Source organism: Streptococcus sp. 2020WUSS084, assembly GCF_044427445.1.
Taxonomy (GTDB): Bacteria; Bacillota; Bacilli; order Lactobacillales; family Streptococcaceae; genus Streptococcus; species Streptococcus suis.
In genome coordinates, this window is record NZ_JAOTGC010000011.1 from 1 (window position 1) to 22,785 (window position 22,785).

23 protein-coding genes and 1 pseudogene are annotated in these 22,785 nt (G+C 42.7%); 22 read left to right on the forward strand and 2 right to left on the reverse strand.

From position 1 onward, the window contains the following. A partial coding sequence (locus ODU50_RS07130; protein WP_141669221.1) for a helix-turn-helix domain-containing protein occupies positions 1-73 on the reverse strand: 73 nt, incomplete at its 3' end. Positions 74-286: 213 nt separating this feature from the next. On the opposite strand from ODU50_RS07130, the gene gatC reads away from it, so the two are divergent. From gatC to ODU50_RS07150, 4 genes and pseudogenes are all read left to right on the forward strand, one after another. Next, entirely contained in the window at positions 287-589 is a 303-nt protein-coding gene (gene gatC / locus ODU50_RS07135; protein ID WP_024415028.1) for an Asp-tRNA(Asn)/Glu-tRNA(Gln) amidotransferase subunit GatC, read from the forward strand. Further along, positions 589-2,055: an Asp-tRNA(Asn)/Glu-tRNA(Gln) amidotransferase subunit GatA gene (gatA, locus tag ODU50_RS07140; RefSeq protein ID WP_398581372.1), complete on the forward strand. Its 1,467-nt coding sequence runs from the start codon at positions 589-591 to the stop codon at positions 2,053-2,055. Before gatC ends, gatA begins: the two co-directional genes overlap by 1 nt. Next, positions 2,055-3,494, forward strand: coding sequence for an Asp-tRNA(Asn)/Glu-tRNA(Gln) amidotransferase subunit GatB (gene gatB / locus ODU50_RS07145; protein ID WP_105153447.1), 1,440 nt, complete (start codon positions 2,055-2,057; stop codon positions 3,492-3,494). The genes gatA and gatB overlap by 1 nt, the downstream gene beginning before the upstream one ends. A gap of 108 nt (positions 3,495-3,602) precedes the next feature. Then, positions 3,603-4,951, forward strand: a pseudogene (locus tag ODU50_RS07150) (deoxyguanosinetriphosphate triphosphohydrolase family protein). Between the two features lie 58 nt (positions 4,952-5,009). Here ODU50_RS07150 and ODU50_RS07155 read toward each other — a convergent pair. After that, on the reverse strand, positions 5,010-6,008 hold the full coding sequence (locus tag ODU50_RS07155; RefSeq protein WP_024387586.1) for a LacI family DNA-binding transcriptional regulator: 999 nt from the start codon (positions 6,006-6,008) through the stop codon (positions 5,010-5,012). A 132-nt stretch (positions 6,009-6,140) separates the two neighbouring features. Between ODU50_RS07155 and ODU50_RS07160 the strand changes: the two genes are divergently transcribed. The 18 genes from ODU50_RS07160 to ODU50_RS07245 all read left to right on the forward strand — a co-directional run bounded on the left by ODU50_RS07160 (position 6,141) and on the right by ODU50_RS07245 (position 22,580). Continuing rightward, a complete protein-coding gene (locus ODU50_RS07160; protein WP_105153448.1) occupies positions 6,141-7,304 on the forward strand; it encodes a galactokinase in 1,164 nt (387 codons plus the stop codon). 147 nt (positions 7,305-7,451) lie between these two features. After that, positions 7,452-8,933 (forward strand): UDP-glucose--hexose-1-phosphate uridylyltransferase, encoded by a 1,482-nt coding sequence (galT, locus tag ODU50_RS07165; protein WP_398581373.1) that lies wholly within the window; start codon positions 7,452-7,454, stop codon positions 8,931-8,933. A 74-nt stretch (positions 8,934-9,007) separates the two neighbouring features. Next, positions 9,008-9,916: a DMT family transporter gene (locus tag ODU50_RS07170; RefSeq protein WP_398581374.1), complete on the forward strand. Its 909-nt coding sequence runs from the start codon at positions 9,008-9,010 to the stop codon at positions 9,914-9,916. Between the two features lie 48 nt (positions 9,917-9,964). Beyond that, positions 9,965-10,594 (forward strand): copper homeostasis protein CutC, encoded by a 630-nt coding sequence (locus ODU50_RS07175; protein WP_105105784.1) that lies wholly within the window; start codon positions 9,965-9,967, stop codon positions 10,592-10,594. Between the two features lie 248 nt (positions 10,595-10,842). After that, positions 10,843-11,235 carry a hypothetical protein gene (locus ODU50_RS07180; protein ID WP_398581375.1) on the forward strand — a complete coding sequence of 131 codons (393 nt, stop codon included), beginning with the start codon at positions 10,843-10,845 and terminating at the stop codon, positions 11,233-11,235. A gap of 123 nt (positions 11,236-11,358) precedes the next feature. After that, complete coding sequence (locus ODU50_RS07185) at positions 11,359-11,886, forward strand: YqeG family HAD IIIA-type phosphatase (protein ID WP_105139108.1); 528 nt, start codon at positions 11,359-11,361, stop codon at positions 11,884-11,886. Continuing rightward, the gene (gene yqeH, locus ODU50_RS07190; protein WP_011922650.1) at positions 11,887-12,993 is read left to right on the forward strand and encodes a ribosome biogenesis GTPase YqeH; all 1,107 of its coding nucleotides are present in this window, start codon (positions 11,887-11,889) and stop codon (positions 12,991-12,993) included. A gap of 318 nt (positions 12,994-13,311) precedes the next feature. Next, positions 13,312-13,623, forward strand: a complete 312-nt coding sequence (gene yhbY, locus ODU50_RS07195; RefSeq protein ID WP_024379048.1) for a ribosome assembly RNA-binding protein YhbY — start codon at positions 13,312-13,314, stop codon at positions 13,621-13,623. A 12-nt stretch (positions 13,624-13,635) separates the two neighbouring features. Further along, the gene (locus tag ODU50_RS07200) at positions 13,636-14,268 is read left to right on the forward strand and encodes a nicotinate-nucleotide adenylyltransferase (protein ID WP_014637492.1); all 633 of its coding nucleotides are present in this window, start codon (positions 13,636-13,638) and stop codon (positions 14,266-14,268) included. Beyond that, positions 14,265-14,852 (forward strand): bis(5'-nucleosyl)-tetraphosphatase (symmetrical) YqeK, encoded by a 588-nt coding sequence (yqeK, locus tag ODU50_RS07205; RefSeq protein ID WP_105153451.1) that lies wholly within the window; start codon positions 14,265-14,267, stop codon positions 14,850-14,852. Before ODU50_RS07200 ends, yqeK begins: the two co-directional genes overlap by 4 nt. A 1-nt stretch (position 14,853) precedes the next feature. After that, on the forward strand, positions 14,854-15,363 hold the full coding sequence (locus ODU50_RS07210; RefSeq protein ID WP_105153452.1) for a cysteine hydrolase family protein: 510 nt from the start codon (positions 14,854-14,856) through the stop codon (positions 15,361-15,363). 1 nt (position 15,364) lies between these two features. Next, positions 15,365-15,724: a ribosome silencing factor gene (gene rsfS, locus ODU50_RS07215; protein ID WP_024401552.1), complete on the forward strand. Its 360-nt coding sequence runs from the start codon at positions 15,365-15,367 to the stop codon at positions 15,722-15,724. A 40-nt stretch (positions 15,725-15,764) separates the two neighbouring features. Further along, a complete protein-coding gene (locus tag ODU50_RS07220; RefSeq protein ID WP_398581376.1) occupies positions 15,765-16,511 on the forward strand; it encodes a class I SAM-dependent DNA methyltransferase in 747 nt (248 codons plus the stop codon). A 12-nt stretch (positions 16,512-16,523) separates the two neighbouring features. Beyond that, complete coding sequence (locus ODU50_RS07225; protein WP_238145654.1) at positions 16,524-18,464, forward strand: hypothetical protein; 1,941 nt, start codon at positions 16,524-16,526, stop codon at positions 18,462-18,464. 43 nt (positions 18,465-18,507) lie between these two features. Then, complete coding sequence (locus tag ODU50_RS07230; protein ID WP_203181262.1) at positions 18,508-19,596, forward strand: nucleotidyltransferase; 1,089 nt, start codon at positions 18,508-18,510, stop codon at positions 19,594-19,596. 98 nt (positions 19,597-19,694) lie between these two features. Next, a complete protein-coding gene (locus ODU50_RS07235) occupies positions 19,695-21,347 on the forward strand; it encodes an SWIM zinc finger domain-containing protein (protein ID WP_105153455.1) in 1,653 nt (550 codons plus the stop codon). 3 nt (positions 21,348-21,350) lie between these two features. Further along, positions 21,351-21,791, forward strand: coding sequence for a UPF0158 family protein (locus ODU50_RS07240; RefSeq protein WP_105095958.1), 441 nt, complete (start codon positions 21,351-21,353; stop codon positions 21,789-21,791). Between the two features lie 60 nt (positions 21,792-21,851). Continuing rightward, entirely contained in the window at positions 21,852-22,580 is a 729-nt protein-coding gene (locus tag ODU50_RS07245) for a MerR family transcriptional regulator (protein ID WP_105148076.1), read from the forward strand. Positions 22,581-22,785 lie beyond the last annotated feature (205 nt).

The following is a 22,785-nucleotide window of genomic DNA, read 5'->3' on the forward strand; positions in this document are numbered from 1 at the left end:
AGAAGGGCTTAAGTTGTTCAATTCCTATTTGAATATCGTTGCGATCAGAGAGAGTTAAGTGTTTGTTTTTCATTGTCGATTACCAACTTGTCCCATAGTAAGTTCTACCTTATTTCTTTGTCTCATTCTAGTTTCCAGTTTTTAAGACAGACTAGAACTTACTTTGGGAATTTACTAACGGATTTTTAGGAGGAAATAGGTAACATATTAGGTCATTTCTACCTTTGTCTGGGGCTGGAAATATGGTATAATGAGAAGATAGATTTCCATTAGGAGGAAAGTAAGAATGAAGATTTCTGAAGCTGAAGTCCGTCACGTTGCCAAGCTGTCTAAGCTGGAATTTTCGGATCAAGAAACAGCGGAATTTGCGACAAGTTTGAGCAAGATTGTCGATATGGTTGAATTGCTCAATGAAGTAGATACGACAGGTGTTGGGGTAACGACCACTATGGCTGACCGTAAGAATGTCTTGCGAGCAGATGTTGCCCAAAAAGGTGAGAGCCGTGAGGAGCTCTTTAAAAATGTGCCTGAATCACAAGATAACTTTATCAAGGTACCAGCTATTCTAGACGGGGGAGGAGATGCCTAATGACTTTTAACAATAAAACCATTGATGAATTGCATGACCTCCTTGTCAAAAAGGAGATTTCTGCGGTTGAGTTGACCAAGGCAACCTTGGAAGACATCAAGAGCCGTGAGGGAGCAGTGGATGCTTTCTTGACCATTGCAGAAGACAAGGCTTTGGCACAAGCAGCTGCCCTTGATGAAAAAGGGATTGATGCGGACAATGTTATGGCAGGGATTCCTTTGGCAGTCAAGGACAATATCTCTACCAAAGGTATTTTGACAACTGCTGCTTCAAAAATGCTCTATAACTACGAGCCGATTTTCGATGCGACATCGGTTGCTCAGGCCTATGCAAAGGATATGATTGTTGTTGGTAAGACCAACATGGATGAGTTTGCAATGGGTGGTTCGAATGAGAACTCTGCCTTCAAACCGACTAAAAATGCTTGGGACCAGACAAAAGTTCCTGGTGGTTCTTCAGGTGGTTCGGCAGCTGCAGTTGCTGCTGGTCAGGTCCGTTTGTCACTCGGTTCTGACACAGGTGGTTCCATCCGCCAACCAGCAGCCTTTAATGGTATCGTTGGTATGAAACCGACCTATGGAACGGTGTCCCGTTTTGGTTTGATTGCCTTTGGTTCATCTCTTGACCAGATTGGTCCATTCTCACAGACGGTTAAGGAAAATGCCCAGTTGCTCAATGTCATCTCTGGTCATGATGTCAAGGATGCAACATCAACGATTAATGAAATTGCAGACTTTACTAGCAAGATTGGTCAAGACATTAAAGGCATGAAAATTGCTTTGCCGAAAGAATACATGGGCGAAGGGATTGATCCGCAGGTCAAGGAAACTATTCTCAAGGCGGCTAAGCACTTGGAAAGCTTGGGGGCAATCATTGAAGAAGTTAGTCTGCCACATTCTAAGTATGGGGTTGCTGTTTACTACATCATCGCTTCATCAGAAGCGTCTTCTAACTTGCAGCGTTTTGACGGTATCCGCTATGGTTTCCGTGCAGAAGATGCGACAAACTTGGATGAGATTTACGTGAAAACCCGTAGCCAAGGTTTTGGTGAGGAAGTCAAACGTCGTATTATGTTAGGGACATTTAGCTTATCATCAGGTTACTACGATGCCTACTTCAAGAAGGCTGGTCAGGTGCGGACCTTGATTATCCAAGATTTTGAAAAAGTCTTTGCGGACTATGATTTGATTTTGGGGCCAACTGCTCCGACCGTTGCCTTTGGTTTGGACACGCTCAACCATGACCCTGTGGCTATGTACTTGGCGGACTTGTTAACAATTCCTGTAAACTTGGCAGGTCTTCCTGGTCTTTCTATTCCTGCTGGTTTTGTAGAAGGCTTGCCAGTTGGTTTGCAGTTGATTGGTCCAAAATATTCAGAAGAGACCATTTACCAAGTGGCTGCTGCCTTTGAAGCGACAACAGATTACCACAAGCAACAACCAGTGATTTTTGGAGGTGCTAACTAATGAACTTTGAAACGATTATTGGTCTAGAAGTCCATGTGGAGTTGAATACCAACTCGAAAATTTTCTCACCTTCATCTGCTCATTTTGGTGAGGATCCAAATGCCAATACCAACGTGATTGACTGGTCTTTCCCAGGTGTCCTTCCTGTTCTTAACAAGGGCGTTGTGGACGCTGGTATCAAGGCTGCCTTGGCTTTGAACATGGACATTCACAAGGACATGCACTTTGACCGTAAGAACTATTTCTATCCTGATAACCCTAAAGCCTATCAGATTTCCCAGTTTGACGAGCCGATTGGCTACAATGGCTGGATTGAGATTGAGCTAGAAGATGGTTCAACCAAGAAAATCCGTATCGAGCGTGCCCACTTGGAAGAGGATGCTGGTAAGAATACCCACGGGACAGACGGTTATTCTTATGTGGACCTCAACCGTCAAGGAGTGCCACTGATTGAGATTGTATCAGAAGCCGATATGCGTTCGCCTGAGGAGGCCTATGCTTACTTGACTGCTCTTAAAGAAATCATTCAGTACACTGGTATTTCAGATGTGAAGATGGAAGAGGGTTCTATGCGCGTGGATGCCAACATCTCTCTTCGTCCTTATGGTCAGGAGAAATTCGGTACCAAGACTGAGTTGAAAAACCTCAACTCCTTCAACTATGTTCGCAAGGGCTTGCAGCATGAAGTAGAACGTCAGGCCAAAATCTTGCGTTCAGGTGGTCAAATCCAGCAGGAAACGCGTCGTTACGATGAATCTACTGGTGAAACCATTCTCATGCGTGTCAAGGAGGGTTCAGCTGACTACCGTTACTTCTCTGAGCCAGACCTGCCACTCTATGAGATTGATGATAGCTGGATTGAGGAAGTTCGTGCAGAATTGCCAGTCTTTCCAAAGGCTCGCCGTGCTCACTATGTGGAGAACTTGGGCTTGACTGCCTATGATGCTGGTCAGTTGACGTCTACCAAGGCCTTGTCTGACTTCTTTGAAGCAGCAGTGGCAGCAGGTGGCGATGCTAAACAAGTGTCCAACTGGTTGCAGGGTGAAGTAGCTCAATTCCTCAATGCTGAAGGTAAGACTATTGAGCAAATCGCCTTAACACCTGAAAACTTGGTTGAGATGATTGCCTTGATTGCGGATGGCACTATTTCATCTAAGATTGCCAAGAAAGTCTTTGTTCACTTGGCCAAAGAAGGTGGTTCTGCTAAGGCTTATGTTGAGAAGGCTGGTTTGGTGCAGATTTCAGACCCAGCAGTCCTCATTCCGATTATCCACCAAGTCTTTGCGGATAACGAAGCGGCTGTAGCTGACTTCAAGTCTGGCAAACGCAATGCAGACAAGGCTTTTACAGGTTTCTTGATGAAAGCAACCAAGGGACAAGCCAATCCACAAGTTGCACAACAACTCTTGGCTCAGGAATTGGCTAAGTTGTTGGATTAGTTTTAAAACTATAGAATACAAAAATCACTCAAAAAGAGTGGTTTTTTGTTGACTAAAATAATAATTATTATCATCATGATATAGAGGTATGAGGGGGAATAAAAAGATATGTCAAAAGACTTCGATGATTTTTTACGAGAACATGAGGAGAATGTCAATAAGTTAAAGAAACGTGATAAAGAAACTGAGTCGGATAAGGAAAGAGCAAGAGATGAATTTTCTAGAGATTATTCCAGGGTAATCTATTCTAATTCCTTTAGACGGCAACAAGGGAAAATGCAACTGTTTGCCGTTAATGGTAGAGCTTTTCACAGGAACAAGCTGACACATAGTTTTGAAGTGGCACAGATTGCAAGGGGGATTGTTGATTATTTGAAAAAAATACATCTAATAATATTGATATAGATTTCAATTCGATGTCTGTCGTTGTTGAAACTGGTGCACTTGTACACGACATTGGCAATCCCCCATTTGGTCATCATGGAGAAAGAATTTTAAATGATTTGGCAAAGGATATTGGTTTTGAAGGAAATGCCCAAGGGTTACGGGTATTAAAAAATATTGAAAAAAAGTCTCCAAATCATAAAGGCTTAAACTTAACATATAGAACCCTAGCTTCAATTCTAAAATATTATGTTCCATATAGAAAATCACGAAAGACTGAGAAGTTCATATACAAAGAAGATTATGAGGAATTTAAAAAGAGATTTAAAGAAATGGATGTGTTTGTGAGAACAATTGATGTTCAAATTGTTGATTTGGCAGATGAAATTGCTTATTGTGCACATGACTTGGAAGATGCATTGGCGAGTAACTACTTCACCATTGATCAATTTGTATTTTTGTTGGAACAGAAATTGGGAGAAGATCAAACATTAGAGGATTTTAAGGAATGGATTGAAGAGGCAAAAAATAAGGCAAAAAGAAGTAAATCCAATGATGATTATGATTTTTATTTTAGACGAGAATTGCTTTCTATTATTGTGAACAAATTCATTGAGGACATAGAAGTTGTAAAACTTAAGAAAAGTGATAAGGAAAAATTAGGGAATGATCAAGACAAAGAACTAGGGCTCGGTCATTATAAAAAACTTGCTGGTGCATTGAAGAAAACGATTTTCGAAGGCGTAACAAATTCTGACGATATTATTTTATATGAAAATGTTGGGACGAAAGTGTTGACTAGTTTATTTGATTTATTCATGAACGAAGAATATAATCGGAAGAGTTTTTTGATGCCAATCGAATATCGATTTGAAAAAGACGATACCCAAAGTGATAAGAAAAGAAAAGTACTAGATTATATTTCTGCCATGATGGACACTTACGCAATTGAGATGTATATAAAACATTTTGGTACAGATCCGTTCTTAGAGAAATATGATGCAGCTATATTCAAGAAAGGAACTGGTAAAAAGCTAATAGAGTGTTTAGCACAAAATTTCTTACATAAATAGCCATATGTTTAAGAAAACCGAGAGTTCGTGCTGAATTCTCGGGTTTTCTTATGCACTTTTAGTAAGAACTCTCCCGTATAACTAGCTGGGTACCTAGTTTAATCTTACGGGGATGGTGGGGCTGCGGACTAGCAATCACACGGTCTAGTAGTTGCATGGCTTCTTGTCCCATTTCTTCGGTGAAGACGCTGATAGAAGACAAGGCAGGATAGACTTGGCGCGTGATGGCTGTATCGTTAAAGGTGATGAGTTGAACTCTTTCTGGCACTGCGATTTGACGTTCTTGAAGTGCTCGAAGGGCACCGACAGCCAGGGTATCGTTTGCCATGAAGAAAGCTGGCGGTAGTTGGTCGCCTAAGTCCTCAATTGCCTGGCTCATCAGCTCGTAGCCCGACTGGGTGGAGAATTTTCCTTGGTAGATGTAGTCTTCTTGGAGCATGCCCAAGGTGTTCAGGTAGTCCCGAAAGGCAGTCAGGCGGGGGTCTGTTGGCAGTTGGTGTCCGTCTGTGGTTTCTTCCTGTCCGACCAATAGGCCAATGTCTATCAAACCTTGCGAATGGAAGTGGTCAATAACTGTCTGAACAGAGTGTTCAAAGTCAGTCGTGACGCAGGAGAATCCCTCGGTCAGTGTATCAGAATCTACAAAAATGATTTTAGAAGACAGGCTAGATAGCTCTGTTATTTGTCCAGAAGAAAATTTGCCAACTGCGATGATGCCGTCCAATCCTTGAAGGAGGGGATTGGTCAAGTCGTTGAAGGAGCGGACGATTTGGTAGCCCAGAAGGCTGGCGGTCTGCTCGATGCTGGCACGGATGGAGTAGTAGTAGAGGTCAGCCAGCTCTTCGCTCTCGGTGTACCACTGAACAATACCGATGGTGCCTTTTTGTTGGGGAGCTTGTTTTTTGAGGTGTTTGGTGTAGCCCAGGTCCTGTGCCAAGTTGAAAATGCGGTCGCGGGTTTCTTGGCTGACGGATAGGGTCAGGTCTCCCTTGAGAACGCGGGAAACGGTGGCAGAGGAAAGGTGGGCTTGTTTTGCTATGTCTTTGATTGTAACCATGTTCTTCTCCTGTTTATTTGTCTCTAGTATAGCATAAAAGATAAAATTAGTAAAAATTTAGTAAAAATATTGACTTTTAAATTATTGAGTTGTACAATAAAAGAAAACGATTACAAAATCAAGGAGGTTCCTATGAACACAGAACAACTCAAGCAGGCCTTTCTCGATGTGTTTGGTCAAGAGGCAGATGCGACTTTCTTCTCACCAGGTCGGATTAATTTGATTGGTGAGCATACAGACTACAACGGTGGTCATGTCTTTCCAGCGGCTATTACCTTGGGGACCTACGGGGCTGCTCGCAAACGTGATGACCAAGTTTTGCGTTTCTATTCCGCAAACTTTGAAGAACTTGGAATTATCGAAGTAGATTTGAACAATCTGGTCTTTGATAAGGCGGATAACTGGACCAACTATGCCAAGGGTGTTCTCAAATTCTTGCAAGAAGCAGGGCATGTCATTGATACAGGTATGGAAGTCTTTGTCTATGGCAATATTCCAAACGGATCTGGCTTGTCATCATCAGCTTCTCTAGAACTCTTGATTGGAATCATCGCAGAAGAGTTGTATGGACTTGAATTGACTCGTCTTGATTTGGTGAAAATTGGGAAACAAACGGAAAATCACTTTATCGGTGTCAATTCTGGTATCATGGACCAGTTTGCGATCGGTATGGGAGCGGACCAACGTGCCATTTATTTGGATACCAATAGCTTGGAGTATGAATTGGTGCCATTGGATTTGGGAGACCATGTGATTGTCATTATGAACACCAATAAACGCCGTGAATTGGCAGATTCTAAGTACAATGAGCGACGTGCAGAATGTGAAAAAGCTGTGGAAGAATTGAATGCAGTCTTGAATATTCAAACTCTGGGAGAATTGGATGAGTGGACCTTTGATCAATATAGTTATTTGATTAAAGATGAGAACCGTATCAAGCGTGCTCGCCATGCTGTCTTGGAAAACCAACGGACCTTGCAAGCTCGTAAGGCCTTGGAAGAAGGAAATTTGGCTACCTTTGGTCGTCTGGTCAATGCTTCCCATGTTTCTTTGGAGCATGATTATGAAGTGACAGGTCTAGAATTGGATACATTGGCTCACACAGCTTGGGAGCAAGAAGGAGTTCTTGGTGCTCGGATGACAGGAGCTGGCTTCGGTGGCTGTGGTATTGCTATTGTCCACAAGGATAAGGTGGAAGCCTTCAAAGAAAATGTCGGCAAGACCTATACAGAGGTTGTTGGCTATGAACCAAGCTTCTATGTAGCGGAAATTGCTGGAGGCTCTCGCGTCTTATAGTCATTCATTTTGTCTTTTATTAGGTTGACAGAAGTGACTTATATGTAAGTTTATCGACTGGATGCGACGAACGTTGAGAAGTGGTATTGGCTTGTTTCCTAGCCTCTTCTCAAACTGAAAGACTATTTTAAATAATAGATTGGAGAAATGATGACAGGATTGGTGGATCGTTTTGTTGAGCAGGTCATTGCCAACAGTGATTTTGAGGAAATAGATGCCCTTTACCTGCGCAATCGGGTCTTGGCTTTGGTGGGAGACCAGGTTTTGACTGTTCAAACAGATTTAGAGGACCTGATTGAATTAAAAGATGAACTATTGGCTCATGGAGTTCGAACTGGTTTTGTGGGAGAATTGCTGGAAGAGCAGGACATGGTTGGGGCTTGTTTGATGGATTTGATGACACCGAGTCCGAGTCAGGTCAATCGTGATTTTTGGCAAACCTATCAGGATAGTCCAGAGCAAGCGATTGAGGACTTTTATGAATTGAGCAAGCGCAATGACTATATCAAGATGGCTGCGATTGCGAAAAATATCTATTATCAAGTTTCGACAGAGTATGGGGATTTGGAAATCACAATCAATCTGTCTAAACCTGAGAAGGATCCCAAGTCTATTGCAGCTGCTACGAAAGCTGAAGCAAGCAATTATCCCAAATGTCTACTCTGTATGGAAAATGAGGGCTATCAGGGTCGGATTAACCATCCAGCACGCGCCAACCACCGTATTATTCGCTTGGATTTAGGACAGGAGCGGTGGGGCTTCCAGTATTCGCCTTATGCTTACTACAATGAACATGCTATTTTCCTAAATCAGGAACATGTGCCCATGGTTATTAGTCCGCGAACATTTGAGCAACTCTTGGATTTGTTGGATTTGTTGCCAGGCTATTTTGTCGGTTCCAACTCTGACCTACCAATCTCGGGTGGCTCCATCTTGACCCACAATCACTACCAGGGTGGGCGGCACAGTTTTGCCATGGAAAAGGCTCCGATAGAAGGCCAGCTGGTCTTCGACGGCTTTGAGTCCGTTTCGGCAGGGATTGTCAAGTGGCCCATGTCGGTGATTCGCTTGAGTTCAGCAGATAAGCCATTGCTTCTTGGTTTAGCGACTAAGATTTTGGAAAAATGGCGGAGCTACTCAGATGATAGAGTTCAGATCAAGGCTGAGACGGATGGAACTCCACATCATACCATCACCCCGATTGCTCGGAAACGAGGAGATTTGTACGAGCTGGATTTGGTTCTCCGCGACAATCAGACTTCGGAAGAGTTTCCAGATGGCATCTATCATCCACATCCAGATGTGCAACATATCAAGAAAGAAAATATCGGCTTGATTGAGGTAATGGGCTTGGCGATTTTACCCCCACGCTTAAAGGCAGAATTGGCTGAAGTAGAAAAATTCTTACTGGGTCAAGCTAGTCAGGTGGCTGACTATCATCAGTCTTGGGCGGAAAGTCTGAAAACAGCTCACCCAGATGTGACGGAAGAAACTGTCAATCAAGTTGTTCGTGAATCAGTGGGACAAATTTTCGCCCGTGTCCTAGAAGATGCAGGGGTCTACAAACGAACACCGGAAGGTCAGGCAGCCTTTATGCGATTTGTAGAGTTTGTGGGTCTCAAACAATAATGACAGCAAAGAGTGGGACGGTGTCCTGCTCTTTTGGTATAATGGAAGTATTCACAGTGTGAGAAGGAGATATGATGGCGGAAAAGAGATTGGGGACACTGATTACATTAATAGCAGGTATAGCCTGGGGCTTGTCTGGAGTGAGTGGGCAGTACTTGATGTCACGTGGTGTTTCAGTGGATATGATTACCTCCTTGCGTTTGTTGGTATCGGGATTCTTTCTCGTTGGCCTGGTTTATGCTACAGCGAAAGAACAGCTGTTGATAGTGTTGAAAAATAGAAAAGCCTTGTTGGGAATTTTTGTTTTTGCGATGTTGGGTCTGGTTCTTAACCAGACGGCTTATTTACAAGCTATCTATCATACCAATGCGGGAACGGCTACGGTTTTACAATACCTTTGCCCTATCTTAGTCTTGGCTTATACCTGTTTGAAAAATAGGGAAAAACCATCAGGGATTGAGTTGATTTCAATTCTCTTAGCCGTAGCAGGAACTTTTTTGATTGCGACTCATGGCAAATTAGATGAATTGGCAGTGACTCCAATCGGTTTGTTCTGGGGAATCTTCTCAGCCTTTACTTATGCGCTATATATTATTTTGCCAGGTAAATTGATCCGTCAATACGGCAGTATAACGGTGATTGGTTTAGGGATGTTAATGGGTGGTTTTGTAGTCATGCTTGGTTTGCAAACTTGGCAGCATCGTCTTCCTATTGATGGTGGAAGTTTCCTGGGTCTGCTAGGCATTGTCGGAGTCGGGACGATTTTTGCCTATACTGCCTTTCTTAAAGGCGTCAGTATGGTTGGTCCTGTCAATGGTAGTCTTTTGGCTTCGATTGAGCCGATTGAATCTGTCTTTTTTGCAGTATGGTTGGTCAATGAACAATTTTATGCAATTGATTTTGTTGGAATGTTGTTGATTTTACTTGCTGTTTTACTTATTTCTTTAAAAGATATATTGGTTGCCCAAAAGAGTATTGGTTAATATACTCTTTTTTTGTTATACTAAAGAAAAAACTTGAAAGGAATAAAGATGATTAAAGAATTTTGTTCCGAAAATCATGTAGGTGTGATGAAGGCCCTATCCCTAGGAGCTAAACGGATTGAACTCTGTGATAATTTGGCAGTCGGAGGAACGACGCCGAGTTATGGAGTGATCAAACATGTTTGTCAACTGGCTCATGAGAATGAAGCCACAGTCATGACCATGATTCGCCCTCGAGGTGGAGATTTTTGCTACGATGAAGCTGAGGTGGAAATGATGGTTGAAGATTGTAAAGTAGCGATTGAACTAGGTTCAGATGGTCTGGTTTATGGTTTGTTAACCGAGGAAAATTGGTTGGACGAAACGGCCTTGGAAAGACTGTTTGCTGTTTCGCAGGACTGTCAGATTGTCTTTCACATGGCTTTTGACCAAATTCCTCACGAACGCCAATTTGAGGCTCTTGATTGGCTGGCAGAACATGGAGTGACACGGATTTTGACGCGTGGAAGTCTGACAGGTTCAGCTTTGCAGAATATCGATTGGTTACGAGACATTCAAGCCTATGCGGATGGAAAAATTGAAGTTCTTGTTGGCGGTGGATTGACTGTGGAAAATGTGCCAACGTTATTAGAATCATTACCAATCAATCAAGTACATGGAACGAGATTATTTTGGTAAGGTAGCTTTGAATTTGAAATAAATTACAGAATAATAATCGAAGTTTATTCAGAAATGTTTAGAAGTTAAGGTTTGTTTAAGCATTGGAAGATACAATATATTTATTCTTTTTCATATAATCTCCATGGAAGCAGTCGACATGTTCGGCTGTTTTCGTTTTTGTTTGCTAAAGTCCGGTATACAGACTAGAAACTGCTGCGTCTCTATTGAATCCCCTACGTAAAGAATTGAGAACTGTGGCTGTTGAGGTGAGTGATTTAGCATTGGATTATGCCGTTCGTTTAGCCCAATCCTTGAATAGTACTTTGCGTTATCATAATTATGATAGCTTGATTGCCATTGCTAAAACCAAAGGAGTGGAACCCAAAGGTAAGGACTGTCAATCATTTTCAGAGTACAGACAGCGTTACAGTCTCTATGATGCTAAGAAGTTAATTTATCGCGCTCTCGCATGGCGTCTATTCGATGATAGTCATGCGGATTATGGACATGCTCTTACCATTTTGGGGTTGGATGAGGATGAGTCAGGAGTAGAGCAAATCGGTTTTGCTTTTTCAAAATTTACTCTTGATATTGATTGGTTGCTAACCCATATGATTTTCATTCCGAAAGATTGGATTTTGGAAGAAGGGCAGATGTAATTCACAACTACCATTATATTACCTCCAGAAGGCACTCGGTTGATCCGAGTGTTTTCTGCTATCAATTCGCATTTTTCTTAGAAAAATGGTATAATTATCTGATAAAAAACTTTGGAGACGACAGTGAGTTTAGAAAATTACATGCCGGATTTTGCCTTGGAAAAGGCTTATGACGTGACCGTCGAAAGCTTGAAAAAACATGGCATAAAAGTAGTGTTTGTTGACTTGGATAATACCTTGATTGCTTGGAACAATCCCGATGGTACGCCAGAGATGCGCCAGTGGTTACATGATTTGCAGGACGCAGGTATTCCTGTTGTGGTGGTTTCAAACAATAAATACGAACGTGTCAAACGGGCGGTTGAAAAATTTGGGATTGAATTTGAAGCCTTTGCTCTCAAGCCTTTCACCTTTGGGATTAACCGTGCCCTGAAACGCTATGATGTCCAGCCACATGAAGTGGTCATGATTGGCGATCAGCTGATGACGGACATTCGGGCTGCTAAGCGAGCTGGTCTCAAGTCTGTCTTGGTCAAACCCTTGCTAAAGACGGACTCTATTAATACGCAGATTAACCGTTGGCGTGAGCGACGGACCATGAAAAAAATCATCGCTAAATATGGAGCGATAGACTACAAGAAGGAGATGTAAGTGGAAGAATTATTTTGTATCGGCTGTGGTGCCCAGATTCAGACGCTAGACAAGGCTGTCGCTGGTTTTACACCTCAATCAGCCCTAGAAAAAGGCCTGGAAACAGGGCAACTCTACTGCCAACGTTGTTTCCGTTTGCGCCATTACAATGAGATTTCAGATGTCAATATCTCGGATGACGATTTCTTGAAACTCCTCCATAGCGTAGGAGAAAGCGATGCCTTGGTGGTCAATGTCATTGATATTTTTGATTTCAATGGTTCAGTCATTCCAGGTTTGCCTCGCTTTATTTCAGGCAATGATGTACTTTTGGTCGGCAACAAGCAGGACATTTTACCCAAGTCTGTCAAGACAGGAAAGGTCACTCAGTGGTTGACCGAGCGGGCGCATGAAATCGGCATGCGACCAGTTGATGTGGTCTTGACTTCTGCTCAAAACAAGCAGGCTATCAAGGACTTGATTGAAAAGATTGAACAACACCGCAAGGGACGGGATGTCTATGTGGTCGGTGTGACCAACGTTGGCAAGTCAACCTTGATCAATGCTATTATTCAAGAAATCACAGGGGACAAGGATGTTATTACGACTTCACGTTTCCCTGGAACAACGCTGGATAAGATTGAAATTCCTTTGGATGATGGTTCGTACATCTATGACACGCCAGGAATTATCCATCGTCACCAGATGGCCCATTATTTGACGGCTAAAAACCTTAAGTACATCAGCCCCCGGAAAGAAATCAAGCCAAAGACCTACCAGCTCAATCCAGAACAAACCTTGTTCTTGGCTGGTCTGGGACGATTTGACTTTGTGGCTGGTGAACGCCAAGGCTTTACGGCCTTCTTTGACAATGAATTGCAGCTCCACCGTACCAAGTTGCAGGGAGCTAGTGAATTTTACCAGAAACATGCGGGCTCACTTTTAGTGCCACCAACCAGCAAGGAATTGAAAGAATTTCCTGAATTGGTCCGCCATGAATTTACCATCAACGAGAAGACGGATGTGGTCTTCTCAGGACTTGGTTGGATTCGTGTCAATGAAAAAGCCAAGATTGCTGCCTGGGCTCCTAAAGGTGTGGATGTGGTCATTCGCAAGGCGATTATCTAATACTCTTCGAAAATTAAAAGCAGATGTTGTTGACTTGATTTGATGAGTGTAAAGCTCCAGTGGAGCTTTACAGCCTGCTACCTGAAAGCGTGAAAGTAGTAGGGTTCTATCTGCATCTGCGTCGCCTAGTCTGATTTTAATTTTCATTGAGTATAAGAGGTACTTGATTTCAGTTTTTACAATTAAAGAGAAAGGAAGTTCAAGTCTTCTGATTTGAACACGGGCTAAGTATATCGGCGCAATAAGGAAAAACTTTGTTTTCTTTATTTCCCGATTGTAACAGTCTCCCAGTCTGTTACAACGCCCTTTGTATAATAAATTATGCTAACTTCAAAACAACGTGCCTTTTTGAACAGTCAGGCACACAGTCTCAAACCTATCATTCAGATTGGGAAAAATGGTCTAAATGACCAGATTAAAACCAGTGTTCGTCAGGCGCTGGACGCGCGTGAATTGATCAAGGTGACCTTGCTACAAAATACGGATGAAAACATCCACGAAGTAGCTGAAATCTTGGAAGAAGAAATCGGTGTGGATACGGTCCAAAAAATCGGTCGCATTTTGATTTTATTCAAACAATCTAGCAAGAAAGAGAACCGTAAAATTTCCAAACAGGTCAAAGAAATCTAAGAAGGAGAGCCTATGGCTATTGAACTCTTAACACCCTTTACCAAGGTTGAATTAGAGGTTGAAAAGAAAGAAACCAATCGCAAACAAGTGGGGATTCTGGGAGGGAATTTCAATCCTGTCCACAATGCTCATTTGATTGTGGCAGACCAGGTCCGTCAACAGTTGAAGTTGGATGAGGTCTTGCTCATGCCAGAATTCATTCCGCCCCATGTGGATAAGAAAGAAACTATTGACGAATACCATCGCTATTCCATGCTCAAGATGGCTATTGCAGGTATTGAGGGCTTGGGGATTGAAACCATTGAACTGGAACGCCGTGGTGTCAGCTATACCTACGACACCATGAAATTGCTGAAGGAAAAAAATCCTGATACGGATTATTATTTTATCATCGGTGCAGATATGGTAGACTACCTCCCAAAATGGCATAGGATTGATGAATTAGTCCAGTTGGTGCAGTTTGTTGGTGTCCAGCGTCCTCGTTACAAGGCAGGGACTTCCTATCCTGTTATCTGGGTAGATGTACCCTTGATGGACATTTCCTCCAGCATGGTGCGTAGTTTTATCAAGCAAGGACGGGTACCGAATTTTATGGTGCCTCATGAAGTTCTGGACTATATCGAAGAAAAGGGACTTTACCAATGATTGCAGCAGATTTGACATTTGACCGTCAGGCTCTTTTGGAAAAAATCCGTGTAGCCATGAAGCCAGCGCGCTTCCAACATGTCTTGGGTGTGGAAGAGGCGGCGCTTGCCTTGGCAGACCAATATGGCTGTGATCCGAAAAAAGCCAGTCTGGCAGCACTCTTGCATGACTATGCCAAGGAAGTGGAAGACCAAGTTTTTTTGGACTTGATTGCCAAGTATGATTTGGACAGGGACCTGCTTAACTGGGATAATAACATCTGGCACGGTGTGGTTGGGGTCTATAAAATCGCAGAAGATTTTGGTTTGGAAGACCAAGAAATCTTCCAAGCCATTCAACGACACACCATTGGTGCTGGGCAGATGACCTTGCTGGACAAGGTTCTCTATGTGGCGGACTACATCGAACTCAATCGGGATTTTCCTGGGGTGGACGAGGCGCGTCGTATCGCAAAAGAGTCCTTGGACAAGGCAGTAGCCTATGAAACTGCCCAAACCATTTCCTATTTAGCCAAGAAGGGGATTCCCATTTATCCACAAACCTTGGAAACCTATAATGCTTATGTCGGAGAGTTAGGAAGGTAAGATGAAGTCAGCACTATTAGTCATTGACATTCAGCATTTGCCTGTGGAAGGCAAGCCCTATGGGATTGAAAATCGGCTTCGACTCTGGCAAGATAGTCTTGCTCAAGCCCGTCAAGCGGGGCTAGAAGTCATCCATGTCCGACATCATGATCAGGAATTGGTCAAGGGGACTGCTGACTGGGAGATTCATTCTTCAGTGTCACCATTAGCGAGTGAGAAGATTTTCGATAAGACTTTTAATAGTGCCTTCAAGGAAACAGGTCTTCATGCCTATTTGCAGGAAAAGGGAATTGAGCAGCTCATCATCATGGGTATGGCGACCAATTTTTGCATTGATACGACGATTAAAGTAGCTTATGAACTAGGCTACAAGGTAGCTGTGATTCAGGATGGAACAACGACTGGTTACTCAGATAAATTGGATACCAAAGACTTGATTGACCACTACCAAAACATCTGGTCATGGAATTTTGCTCAGGTGGATAGATTAGAAAATATAATTAGAGGATAAGATGAAAGAACTAGATTTAGTAAAAGTTGTGGTTCAGGCTGCTGATGACAAGCGAGCTGAGGACCTTGTTGTAATTGATGTTCAAGGCGTGACCAGCCTGACAGACTACTTTGTGATTGCCAGTTCCATGAACAGTCGCCAGTTGGAGGCTATTGCGGAAAACATCCGTGAAAAGGTAGCGGAAGTTGGGATCAAGGGTAGCCGTGTAGAAGGCGATAGTAACGGTGGCTGGGTCCTTTTGGACCTTGGAGGTGTAGTGGTCCATATCTTCTCAGAAGAAATGCGTGACCTTTACAACCTCGAAAAATTATGGCACGAAGGCAGCTTCTTGGAAGTCGCAGACTTTTTAGACGAGAAATAGATAGAAGCAGTCGATTGGCTGCTTTTTATGAAAGGAAAATATGGCAACTTATGAAACCTTTGCGGCGGTTTATGATGAAATCATGGATGACAGCTTGTATGATAAATGGACAGATTTTAGCTTGCGGAACTTGCCACAAGACACCAAGACAATTTTGGAATTGGCCTGTGGGACAGGGATTCAGGCTGTACGTTTTGCTCAAAAGGGTTATGAAGTGACAGGGCTTGACCTGTCCTATGAAATGTTGGAATTGGCCCAGAAAAAGGCAGAAGCTGCTGGTGTCATGATGGAACTGGCCCAAGCAGATATGATGGCTCTGGAAGGTGTTGGAGATTTTGATGCGGTGACTTGTTATTCGGATAGTCTGTGCTATATGGCAGACCGAGAAGCCGTTTTGCGGGTATTTGAAGGAGTTCACTCTGTTCTCAATCAAGGTGGTACTTTCCTTTTTGACGTTCACTCCATCTATCAAATGGAAGAAGTATTTGCAGGCTATAGCTACCATGAAAACTACGAGGATTTTGCCTTTGTCTGGGACACCTATGAAGGTGAGCATGAGCATTCCATTGTTCATGAATTGACCTTCTTTGTCAAAGATGAGGACAGTCAAGAGGAGAGGTTTATCCGTCGGGATGAAGTTCACGAAGAGCGGACCTATCCGATTGAAACCTATGTGGAATTATTGAAAGAAGCTGGATTTACAACTGCGGAAGTTTTTGCGGACTTTGAAGATGAAGCGCCGACAGAAACTAGCCAGCGGTGGTTTTTCAAGTGTAAGAAGAAATAGGTGGTATTGGATATGAATGTAGCTATCATTATCTTGGTTGCAATATTTGTTATTCTTTTATTGTTATTATTAATTTATGTAGCTTTGTTTCAAATATGGTTAAAATCGAGTCGTCAAATACATGAATACGATGAAGATATTATTCGTGATTATTTATGCAAATTAGCCGAGTCTTTTGAATATTCTAGTACGCAGATTCCCTACGGTCGGGCTAGATGGTTTATATTGGGGAGCAAAGATTTTGTTTGTACAGTTAATGACGTAGAGAATTTGGAGATTTTTGGCTATAGTCCTATTAGGAGCAAAATTGACGAGGAGTTTTTGGAATATGGTTTGTTGTTAACTCAGGATGGATTTTATTTTAGAGAACAAATCGAAAATAGCAATAATGATGCTGATGCTAAGTATAAAATTAGCAAAAAGTTTTTCCCTTTAAAAGGTTTATGGAAGATTACTTGTAAGGGTAAAAAAATTCTACTTTTTTATCCTAATAAGATTGAAAGACTATATTTTCCATTTGATGATGCTCAACAAAAAAATATAGTCGCAAATTTAAACTCAATTATTAAAACAGGTTATACGGCAGATTTACATGAAAACTATTTAGAAAAAGTTATTGATCGTTTGCAAAAAAATGATTTTCATACAGAGAATTTTCAAAATGGGGCTAAAATAGGATCAATTATAGGTTTAAATATGATGCTAGGTTCTCATTTGAAAGATATTCAATTTAATGCTATCGCAAAAGCTCCTCAAGGACATGGGCATGCAGCTGAATATGCTAATAATGTAATAGACAAGATAAAGTATCCTTTCCAAAAAGTAGAGCAAGTAGGGAGAGATAATGTTAAAAATGGGGCAGATAGAATTGTTGGAAATCAAAAAATTCAAACAAAATACTATGCAAAAGCTAGTGGAACAATAAATGCAGCATTTGATAAGGCTAATGGAGGAGAATACCGTTATAAGGGGATGCAGTTAGAAGTTCCTAAGGACCAGTATAATGAATCAATTCAACTCATGAAGAAAAAAATAAAAGCTGGAAAAGTTCCGGGTCATAGTGAGCCTGATGATGCCTATCTGATTATTAGAAAAGGGAATGTTACTTATAATGAGGCAAAACTGGTTGCCAAGGGCGGAAATATTGTTTCATTAAAATATGATGCCATTGATGGAGCTATTCAATCTATTCCAGCTGCAGGAATAAGCTTTGTCCTTGTTTTTGCAATGGAAAAATGGGCTGGAAAAGATACTGAAGAAGCTGCAAAATCAGCAATCTATTCTGGAGTAAAAACGATATTGTTGGGAGCAGCTATATACACAGCTTCTCAACAAATTGGAAAAATTCTTACTAAAAAAATCGCTGATCAAACAGTTAAGAATGTCGCAGCCAATACTGTTGCTAGACAAGCAGCAGGAGTTATTTCATTCGGAATTACTGTAGGTCCGGACGTATTTGATCTACTGCAAGGTAGAATATCTAGCCAACAGTTATTAAAGAATAGCTTAGTAGCAGGAACAGGCTTACTAGGTGGAGTTGCAGGTGGTGCAGTTGCTGGAGCATTTTTAGGTCCAGTTGGGTCATTTGTAGGTGCAGTAGCTGGTGGAACATTGGCTGCTGTTGGTTCTAAGGTTGTTTTAGACAACTTTATAGAAGATGACAGAATTGAGATGTTTGCAATTCTAAAAGAAGAATTTATTGATATTGTTATGGCTATGGCGCTTTCAGAAGAAGAATTTAAAGAAATTCAAAATAATATCTTCGATAAGAAATTAGGAGAACGACTTAAAGACATGTTCCAGAAAAAGCAATCTGTTAAAAATAGGATGTTTACTAGAGAGTCAATAATTGAACGAGAGGTTGAAAGAGTTATCTCAAAACGCACGGTTTTAGCAGAAGAGGATATACTTGAAGCAGTACAGATTGCAGAAAAAGAGTTTGCTGTAATTTAGGTATTAGGTTGTAGATAGTTGAATAAAGTCTAGGAGGTAGGGCATGATTTCAGGGATTATTGCAGAATACAATCCCTTTCACACAGGGCATAAATACCTGCTGGAACAGGCGGAAGGCTTGAAAATTGTGGTTATGTCTGGCAATTTTATGCAACGGGGTGAGCCAGCCATTGTGGATAAGTGGACACGGGCTCAGATGGCTTTGGAGCACGGGGCAGACTTGGTTGTCGAGATGCCCTTTTTGGTGTCGGTCCAGTCGGCTGACCATTTCGCCAAGGGAGCCATTAGCATTTTACACAGGCTAGGTGTGGAAAAGCTGGTTTTCGGTACGGAAGAAATGCTGGATTACCAGAAAATTGCGGATATCTATGTGGATAAGTCGGAAGAGATGGAAAATTTTGTGAAAAACTTACCAGACAATCTCTCTTATCCACAGAAGACCCAGGCTATGTGGCAGGAGTTTGCTGGGCTGACTTTCACAGGTGATACACCTAATCATATTCTGGGCTTGGCTTACGCTAAGGCGGTGGCTGGAACAGGTATTCAGCTCGGTCCAGTTCAGCGGCAGGGGGCTGGTTTTCATTCGGAAGAGGTGGAAACGACCTACGCCTCGGCGACGGCTATCCGAAAGGGTGCCAACCAGTTGGACTTGGTGCGTGACTTTTTACCGTCTGCCAGTCTCTTTGAAGAGGCGGCCAAGGTAAGCTGGAGAAATTATTTTCCCCTGCTCCGCTACCAGATTGCGACCCACCGAGATCTCAGTCAGGTCTTTCAGGTCAACGAAGAACTAGCCAGTCGTATCCGCTCTGCCATTGGGAGCGCAGCGACCGTGGAGGAGTTAGTGGATGCTGTTGCGACCAAGCGCTACACCAAGGCGCGGGTGCGGCGGGTGCTGACCTATGTTTTGGTCAATGCGGTGGAAACTCCCTTGCCAGATGCGGTCCATGTCCTAGGCTTCTCGGCTCGAGGTCAGACTTATCTCAGGACGGTCAAGGAGCGAGTGGGCTTGGTGACGAGGATCGGCAAAGAGCCCTGGGACAGCCTGACCCAGCAGGCGGATGCGGTCTATCAACTGGGCGCTGACGCAATGGCAGAGCAGACCTATGGGCGCGTGCCGGTGAGGGTGGAGTGAGATGAATGCAATAAAGAATGGGAAGTTTTTGTCGTTGACTTGAAAACGCTCCTATTTTTTTTGTATAATTTAAGTAGCAAAATCAAAGGACATAAATCATGGAAAATTGGATGGACTATTTTAAGCCTCACATTGTAGATAGGGGTTACAATTTGTTTTTAGATGATGCTGTTCAAGGGCTTCAAGAGACAGGTGAGGGCTACTATGCTCTTGTCTCTGGTAGTCAAGTCTATGAGGTGGAGATTGACTTGGAGCATGGTCAGCTGGTCAGTATGTGGTGTGAGTGTCCCCATGCTCAGGAAATGAATCACTGTAAGCACATGGCTGCAGTCTTGTTTGCCATTTCTGAGTTGGAGGGTCAGCCAGCTGTTGAGGGGAAGGGACAGTCACTTGCCCAGCTCTTGGAAAAATTGACAGTTGAGCAACTACGGGCTATTGTTCTTGAATTAGCTCAAGAAGATAGGGAACTGGCCAATCGAATTCAGCTGCATTTTTCAGCTCAGTTAAGCTCTAAGCAAGTGGAAAATGTGAAAAAGGCAATTAGAGACTTGGGTTTGCCTTTTGTGGACAGGCGTACGGGCTATATCGAGTATAGGCAGACTAGGGATTACGAACGGACCGTGGAAAAGGCCATGCATCAGTATCTCCAGCCTTTGCTGGATAGGTGTGAGTATGCGAATTTCTTGGCTGTATCAGATGCCTTTTACCATCAGATTTGCCAGCAAGAGTTGGATGATTCCATTGGAACGACTGGTAGTCTGCTTTATAGACTTGCTGGCTACTGGCAGCATTTATTGACTGTAGCTCCGGATAAGATTGTCCAAGAATTACTAGACTGGTGCTTAGGACAGCTAAGTGGCTATGAGGTTGCAGAAGACCTTCTCATGGAATTTGTAGAAACGGAGTTTCAAGAAGAACCCCTCCTTCAGCAGAAATTGACCTATTTTCAAACTACTTTGCAGGCGATAGAAGAAGGAGATATGTCCTCTTGGTTATGGAAATTCCGTCGCGATCGATTCGCCTTGCTCTGTTACAGGTTGCTGGTTCAGTTGGGCTCTAGTGAGGCAGACTTGCTGACCTTCCAGGCCAATCATTGGGAGGTGGCTGGACTTCATAAACTAGCCATTGCCCAGGCTGTAGCAAATCAGCAACTAGACCGTGCCGTTCACCTCTTGCAGGAAAGTAAGCGCCTGGATGCCCAGTATAGGGGACTGGTGTCAGATTATAGCCAGCAGTTACGGGACATCTACCGGTCTCAGGGGCAGGATGACAAGGTTAGAGAAGAACTGCTGGAGATGATTTTCTCTGCTGGGGATACTGATTTGGAGCTGCTAGAGGAGTTACGGGACTATGTTTCTAGGGAAGAATGGCAGAGCTACTTAGATGATTTGCTGGAGGATGGTCGTTTCCAGTCACAGCAGTTGAAATTGTTGCAATTGGCAGACCGACCGCAGGAATTATTGGACCGCATTACAGCAAGTTACTGGTTCTTAGAAAATTTGGATCGATTTGAAGACTATTTATCAGAGAAACTACCCGAGCAATTACGAGATGCCTACGCTCAAGCTCTTTGTCAGCAGATGGATGTGGCTAGTAGTCGAAGCCGCTATCGTCAGTTGGCAGGGTATTTAGTAAAAATTGCAGGTTTACCTGATGGAAAAGTGGTGAGTGCAAGTCTTCGCACCTCGTGGAAAGTCCAGTATCCGCGACGCAAAGCCATGATAGAGGAATTAGATGCAGTGAGGTGGTAGGATATGGCAGTTTCGTTTCAAGATGTGGTTGATTCGTTGCAGATGATTAGTCAAGGTGATAGGTACTATTATGATAGTCACATAGACGAATTGGTCTATCTGTCTGTTGGGGAGTTCAGAATTGAATCCCGTGAAGGTTTAGAAGAGGAGATTGAGGAGGATGTGACGGGAAGGTTTGTAAGGCTACCGACCTATTATGACTTCAATACTTACATATTTATGGAACTCTATATTTCTGATTTGACTGATGGAGACTTGTCTGGCCGTCTATCTCGAGCTATTCGAGGGCGCGGTGCTTTTAGACGTTTTAAGAATGAGTTAGAGAGATGTGACCGTTTGGAAGAATGGTATGCCTTTGAGACACAATGTTACAAAGAACTTGTACTGGAATGGTGCCAGGAAAATAAGATTGCTATTGTGGATAATCGGTTGAAGAAAATGTAGTATTTCCCTTGACTCTCACCTTACGTTATCCCTTATACTGGGCATAGAGAGGAGATTTCTATGAACGAAAATTGGACAGTTAAGCAGGTCAGTCGGTTGACAGGATTGACGGTGAGGACCTTGCACCACTATGACCAGATTGGTTTGCTCAAACCAGCATTTGTGGCTGAAAATGGTTATCGCTACTATAATCAGGAGAATTTGGCTCGTCTGCAAGAAATTCTCTTATTTCGTGAATTAGATTTTCCTCTCAAAGATATTCAGCAGCTTCTGGACGTGACGGAAGTCAATCGTCAGCAGGTCTTGCGGGACCATATCACCCTTTTAGAGCTCAAAAGGGAACGGCTGGATCGCATCATCAATCACGCCAGATTGCTCACAGAAAAAGGAGGAGAAGTCATGGATTTTCACGCATTTGACAGCAGTCAACTAGAAGCCTACAAGGCGGAGGCCAAGGAGCGGTGGGGACAGACCTCGGTCTATTCCGAGTTTGAAGAAGGTTACGATACCAGCAAGGACCGGATGTTTGCCCAAGAGATGCAGGCTATTTTTGAAGCTTTTGGAAAAATGCTGAGCTTAGAAGTCAGTCATCCAGATGTGCAGGCTCAGGTAGCGAACTTGCAGGCCTATATCACGGAAAATTTCTACACCTGCACCAAGGAAATCTTGCAAAATCTAGGTCTTATGTATGTTGAAGATGAACGATTTTCAGCCAACATTGACCGAGCAGGTGGACTAGGAACAGCAGCATTTGTCAGTCAAGCTATTGCGATTTATTGCCAAGAATAAATAAGGAAAGTCTAGTGAGAACTAGGCTTTTTTATGTTCATCTTGGCTATGTACATATCAATTCAATTATGACTTGGAGGTACATTGCTAAATTTTAAAATATTAGAAGCAAAATGAAACTATCATATATATGCACAAGTGATTTCGTGGCACAAATAAAACATTATTATTTTTTTATGATTGAGTAAAAATACTTGACAAAATC